Annotated in this window: 5 protein-coding genes; all 5 read left to right on the top strand. The window is 44.6% G+C overall.

Annotated elements, in window-relative coordinates; translation table 11 throughout:
* Positions 1-130 precede the first annotated feature (130 nt).
* Complete coding sequence (locus ACT8YW_RS21230; protein ID WP_004316864.1) at positions 131-910, top strand: 3'-5' exonuclease; 780 nt, start codon at positions 131-133, stop codon at positions 908-910.
* Positions 910-2,118, top strand: a complete 1,209-nt coding sequence (gene coaBC / locus ACT8YW_RS21225) for a bifunctional phosphopantothenoylcysteine decarboxylase/phosphopantothenate--cysteine ligase CoaBC (RefSeq protein WP_151935563.1) — start codon at positions 910-912, stop codon at positions 2,116-2,118. Before ACT8YW_RS21230 ends, coaBC begins: the two co-directional genes overlap by 1 nt.
* A 26-nt stretch (positions 2,119-2,144) precedes the next feature.
* On the top strand, positions 2,145-3,806 hold the full coding sequence (gene recN / locus ACT8YW_RS21220) for a DNA repair protein RecN (RefSeq protein WP_444107067.1): 1,662 nt from the start codon (positions 2,145-2,147) through the stop codon (positions 3,804-3,806).
* A 102-nt stretch (positions 3,807-3,908) separates the two neighbouring features.
* Complete coding sequence (rlmB, locus tag ACT8YW_RS21215) at positions 3,909-4,652, top strand: 23S rRNA (guanosine(2251)-2'-O)-methyltransferase RlmB (RefSeq protein ID WP_004316861.1); 744 nt, start codon at positions 3,909-3,911, stop codon at positions 4,650-4,652.
* Between the two features lies 1 nt (position 4,653).
* Entirely contained in the window at positions 4,654-6,360 is a 1,707-nt protein-coding gene (locus tag ACT8YW_RS21210) for a tetratricopeptide repeat protein (RefSeq protein WP_444107066.1), read from the top strand.
* The last annotated feature ends 117 nt before the right edge of the window (positions 6,361-6,477 follow it).

Here is a 6,477-nt window from a genome sequence, read left to right as displayed (position 1 = left end):
ATGATGCTAAATGATTAATGTTAATTCACCACAGAGGACGCAGAGGACACAGAGGATAAATTTGAATATTTATTAAATAACCCTCTGTGTCCTCTGCGTCCTCTGTGGTGACTCAATAAAATAAACAGAAATGAAATTAAACCTGAAAAATCCCATTGTTTTTTTTGATTTAGAAACAACCGGAACCAATATCAACACAGACCGAATTGTTGAAATCTGCTATCTGAAAGTATATCCGAATGGAAATGAAGAAGCAAAGACATTACGTATCAATCCCGAAATGCATATTCCGGAAGCATCCTCTGCTATACATGGTATTTATGATGCCGACGTAGCAGATTGTCCTACTTTTAAAGAAGTAGCGAAAAACATAGCCAGGGACATTGAAGGTTGCGATTTGGCAGGATTTAATTCCAACCGTTTTGATATTCCTGTTCTTGCCGAAGAATTTCTTCGTGCCGGAGTAGATATTGATATGACAAAACGTAAATTTGTAGACGTACAGGTCATCTTCCACAAAATGGAACAACGCACTCTGTCTGCTGCCTACAAGTTCTATTGCGACAAGAATTTGGAAGATGCGCACACTGCCGAGGCAGATACGCGGGCTACTTACGAAGTGTTGAAAGCGCAGCTCGACCGTTACTCCGATCTTCAGAATGATATTGCGTTCCTGGCAGATTATTCAAGTTTCAGCAAGAATGTCGATTTTGCCGGACGCATGGTGTACGATGATAACGGAGTAGAAGTGTTCAACTTCGGAAAATATAAGGGAATGTCTGTAGCCGAGGTTTTGAAGAAAGATCCCGGATATTACAGTTGGATTTTGAATAGTGATTTCACGCTGAACACCAAGGCGGCATTGACAAAAATCCGCTTGCGTGAAATGAGTAATTTGATTACAAAGTAATGCTAAAAGGAAAAAAAATAATTCTTGGAATTACCGGCAGTATTGCCGCGTATAAGGCGTGCTATATCATTCGCGGACTGATAAAACAAGGGGCGGAAGTGCAGGTCGTAATTACTCCGGCAGGAAAAGAATTTATTACTCCGATCACTCTTTCGGCTTTGACCAGCAAACCGGTCATCAGTGAGTTTTTTGCCCAACGTGACGGAACGTGGAACAGCCACGTCGATCTCGGTTTATGGGCGGATGCCGTATTGATTGCGCCGGCCACTGCCTCTACCATCGGTAAAATGGCCAACGGAATAGCCGACAATATGCTGATAACCACTTATCTTTCGGCAAAAGCTCCTGTGTTTGTTGCTCCGGCAATGGACCTCGATATGTTTGCTCATCCTGCCACCCAGAAAAATCTGGATATTCTGCGTTCCTATGGTAATCATATTATCGAGCCGGGGACAGGAGAACTAGCCAGCCATCTGGTAGGGAAGGGGCGAATGGAAGAGCCGGAGAATATCATCCGGGTATTGGATGAATTCTTTGCTTCGAGTGACGAACTGTCCGGAAAGAAAGTGATGATTACCGCCGGACCGACTTACGAAAAGATTGACCCGGTGCGTTTCATCGGCAATTATTCGTCCGGAAAGATGGGATTCGCGTTGGCAGAAGAATGTGCCCGTCGCGGAGCACAAGTGACCTTGATAACAGGTCCTGTGCAACTCAAAACGCAACATTCTGGTATCATCCGTGTCGATGTCGAATCTGCTGAAGAAATGTACGAAGCAGCACAGGCTCATTTCCCGGATGCTGATGCAGGTATTCTTTGTGCGGCAGTAGCCGACTATCGTCCGGCAACGGTAGCCGATAAGAAGATTAAGCGGGAAAAAGAAGAAGAACTGACTCTGCATCTTCGGGCAACACAAGATATTGCTGCCTCTTTAGGAGCTATAAAAAGAAAACAACAATGCTTGGTTGGCTTTGCGCTCGAAACCAATAATGAGCAGCAGAATGCCGAAGGAAAGCTTGAACGCAAGAACTTCGATTTTATCGTGCTCAACTCGTTGAATGATGCAGGAGCCGGTTTCCGCCATGATACCAATAAGATAAGTATAATCGACAGGAAAGGTCGTACAGACTATCCTCTGAAGTCGAAAACGGAAGTAGCTCAAGACATCATTGATCGTCTGGTAGCCACTCTGTCTCCCAATTTTTAATTTTCAAATTTTAATTTTTAATTAGTTTGTTACGTTCACTATACATTCAGAATTACGCATTGATAGAAAAACTGGATATCAGTTTTGAAACAGGCTTTTCCGTTATAACAGGTGAAACGGGAGCCGGGAAATCAATTATTCTGGGAGCGATCGGGCTCCTGCTGGGGCAGCGTGCCGATGTGAAAGCGATTCGTCGCGGAGCTTCCAAATGTATTATAGAGGCACGGTTCGATATTGCTGCCTACGGTATGCGTCCGTTTTTTGAAGAAAACGAATTGGAATATGATGAAGAGTGTATTTTGCGTCGTGAGGTACAGGCTTCCGGCAAAAGCAGGGCATTCATCAATGATACTCCCGCTTCACTGGCACAAATGAAAGAGCTGGGCGAACAATTGATAGATGTACATTCTCAACATCAGAATCTGTTACTTAATAAAGAAGGGTTCCAGTTGAACGTGCTTGATATTCTGGCACATAATGATGCAGCATTGGAGAAATACCATCTGCGTTATGGCGAATGGAAGCAGACAGAACGCGAACTGGCTGAATTAATGTCACTGGCAGAGAAAAGCCGTTCTGATGAAGATTATATCCGTTTCCAACTTGAACAGCTCGAAGAAGCCCATCTTGTGGAAGGCGAGCAGGAGGAACTGGAGCAGGAAGCCGAAACATTAAGTCATGCGGAGGAGATTAAAGCCGGACTTTACCGGGTAGAACAGTCATTTGTCTCGGATGAAGGCGGATTGCTTTCTTACCTGAAAGATAGTCTGAATACGCTGAATAGCCTGCAAAGAGTCTATCAGCCCGCTAAGGAACTTACCGAACGTATGGAGAGCGCCTATATCGAATTGAAAGATATTTCGCACGAAGTCTCTTCGCAAAGTGATTCCGTTGAATTTAATCCGGTCCGTCTGGAAGAAGTGAATGAACGGCTGAATCTGATTTATTCCCTGCAACAGAAACACCGGGCACAGACTCTTGACGAGTTGATAGCGTTGACGGATGAATATCGTAGCAAATTGTCAGACATCACTTCATACGATGAACGTATTGCCGAGCTGACCGTTCGTAAAGAGGAACAATATAAGCAAGTGAAACAACAAGCAGAAGTGCTGACCAAAGCCCGTACGAAAGCTGCTCGTGAAGTTGAAAAACAGCTGGCTGCCCGGTTGATTCCATTAGGAATGCCGAATGTTCGTTTCCAGATAGAAATGGGACTGAAGAAAGAGCCGGGATTGCAAGGAGAAGATACAGTCAACTTCCTGTTTTCTGCCAATAAGAACGGTACCTTGCAGAATATCTCTTCCGTAGCTTCGGGAGGTGAAATTGCCCGCGTCATGCTTTCTATCAAAGCATTGATTGCCGGAGCCGTGAAACTGCCGACTATCGTATTTGATGAAATAGATACCGGTGTCTCCGGTGAAATAGCCGACCGCATGGCGGACATGATGCAGGAAATGGGCGACCGGAACCGTCAGGTAATCAGCATCACCCACTTGCCGCAGATTGCTGCCCGCGGACGTGCACATTATAAAGTATATAAGAAAGACAGCGATACGGAAACAAACAGTCATATCCGCCGTCTCACCGATGAAGAACGAGTAGAGGAAATAGCTCATATGCTTAGTGGCGCCACTCTGACCGAGGCCGCCCTTAGTAATGCCAAATCCCTGCTTGATGCTAAGTAATTAATGGCTAAATTGATTCATTCAAAGTAATTGAGGTAGTGAATTGTTAAGCGGTAACTGATAAGTAGTAAATTGTAAATAGTAAAATAGTAAATCAAATAGATGTTGGATAAAAGTGAAATGATTTTCGGTGTTCGTGCCGTGATAGAAGCCATTCAGGCAGGTAAAGAGATTGATAAAATTCTGGTAAAGAAAGACATTCAGAGTGATCTTTCCAAAGAACTGTTTGCTGCTTTGAAAGGGCTGATGATACCGGTTCAGCGTGTTCCGGTAGAACGTATTAACCGCATTACCCGGAAAAATCATCAGGGAGTGATTGCTTTCATTTCTTCTGTGACTTATCAGAAAACGGAAGATCTTGTTCCTTTCTTGTTCGAACAAGGGAAGAATCCGTTTTTTGTTATGCTGGACGGAGTGACCGATGTACGTAATTTCGGAGCCATTGCCCGTACCTGCGAATGTGCAGCTGTCGATGCAGTGATTATTCCTGTCCGCGGGAGTGCGTCTGTCAATGCTGATGCCGTGAAAACATCGGCAGGAGCGCTGCACACGCTGCCTGTGTGTCGTGAGCAGAACCTCCGTTCAACGCTGCAATATCTGAAAGATAGTGGTTTCCGCATTGTAGCTGCTACCGAGAAGGGAGATTACGATTATACAAAAGCCGATTATACAGGACCGCTGTGCATCATTATGGGAGCGGAGGATACGGGAGTTTCTTATGAAAACCTTGCGCTCTGCGACGAATGGGTGAAAATTCCGATGCTGGGCACCATCGAATCTCTGAATGTTTCCGTGGCTGCCGGTATCCTGGTTTACGAAGCTGTGAAACAAAGAAATAATGATTGATATGAAGAAGATTTTAATTCTACCTTTACTGCTTTTCTTCCTGATGCAGGGAAGCATGGCGCAAACTCCCAAATGGGTAGAGAAGGCAAAACGTGCAGTCTTCTCTGTGGTGACTTATGACAAGAATGATAAAATGCTGAATACCGGAAACGGATTTTTTGTATCCGAAGATGGATTGGCTTTATCAGATTATACTCTTTTTAAAGGAGCCGAACGTGCGGTGGTAATCACTTCCGAAGGCAAGCAGATGCCGGTTAGCCTGATACTTGGAGCGAATGATATGTATGATGTCATTAAGTTCCGTGTGGCTATCACCGAGAAGAAAGTGCCTGCGCTCATTGTGGCTAAAACAGCTCCGGCAGTGGGAGCCGATGCGTGGATGCTTCCTTATTCTACACAGAAAAGTATTGCTTGCGTTACTGGTAAAGTGAAAGATGTCTCCAAAGTAGCCGGAGAATACCATTATTATACATTGAGCATGCATATGAAAGATAAGATGGTGAGCTGTCCGGTGATGAATGCGGAAGGTCAGGTATTTGGTATTGCGCAGAAATCATCCGGTATCGATACGGTGACTACTTGTTATGCGGCGGGAGCAGCTTTTGCCATGTCGCAGAAAATCAGTGCTCTTTCTTTGGGAGACGCTGCCTTGAAAAGCATTGGTATCCGGAAAGGTTTACCCGAAACGGAAGATCAGGCATTAGTGTATCTGTTCATGGCCTCTTCGAGCCTCTCGGGCGAGGACTATGAAAAGCTGTTGGATGACTTCATTCGCCAGTTCCCTGCCAATGCAGATGGTTATCTCCGTCGTGCCAATTATTATGCATCTAAAGGTAAAGACGATCAGACCTGGTATGATAAAGCCGTTGCCGACTTTAATCAGGCTCTGAAAGTAGCCCAGAAGAAAGATGATGTATATTATAATATAGGTAAGCTAATGTATGCTTATCAATTATCGAAGCCGGAGAAAACTTATAAAGACTGGACGTATGACACTGCTTTGAAGAATGTCCGTCAGGCAATCGCTATTGATCCGCTGCCAATTTACATTCAAATGGAAGGTGATATACTGTTTGCCCAACAAGACTATGCTGGTGCTTTGGCTGCTTATGAAAAGGTAAATACTAGCAATATTGCTTCTCCGGCCACTTTCTTTAGTGCTGCCAAGACGAAAGAACTGCTGAAAGGGGATCCGAAAGAAGTGGTAGCCTTAATGGATAGCTGTATTGCCCGTTGCCCGCAACCGATTACGGCCGACTTTGCTCCATATTTGTTGGAACGTGCGCAGATGAATATGAATGCCGATCAGGCGCGAAATGCAATGCTCGATTATGATGCTTACCATACGGCAGTCAAGGGAGAAGTGAACGACGTGTTCTATTATTATCGCGAACAGGCAGCTTTGAAAGCACGTCAGTTTCAACGCGCTTTAGACGATATTGCCAAGGCCATCGAGATGAATCCGACAGACCTCACCTACCAGGCAGAGCATGCAGTTGTAAACCTCCGTGTAGGACGGTATGAAGAAGCCATTCAGATTTTAAATAATATATTGAAGACTGATCCTAAATATGGTGAGGCTTACCGTTTATTGGGACTTTGCCAGATACAGCTGAAGAAGACAGATGAAGCTTGCGGCAACTTTAAGAAAGCGAAAGAATTGGGTGATCCGAATGCAGATGAATTGATAACCAAATACTGCAAGTAAAAAGATCATCTTCTTGAAGATAAAAAATGAATCCCTGCCAACTCGAAAATTGGCAGGGATTCCTCGTGTTCGCCCGACATGGGCATAGTCTAACGGGTGCAAGTCCCTAACGCAGCT

It is taken from the genome of Bacteroides sp., from assembly GCF_052357945.1.
In the GTDB taxonomy this organism is placed as follows: domain Bacteria; phylum Bacteroidota; class Bacteroidia; order Bacteroidales; family Bacteroidaceae; genus Bacteroides.
This window is presented reverse-complemented; position numbering and strand designations above follow the sequence as displayed.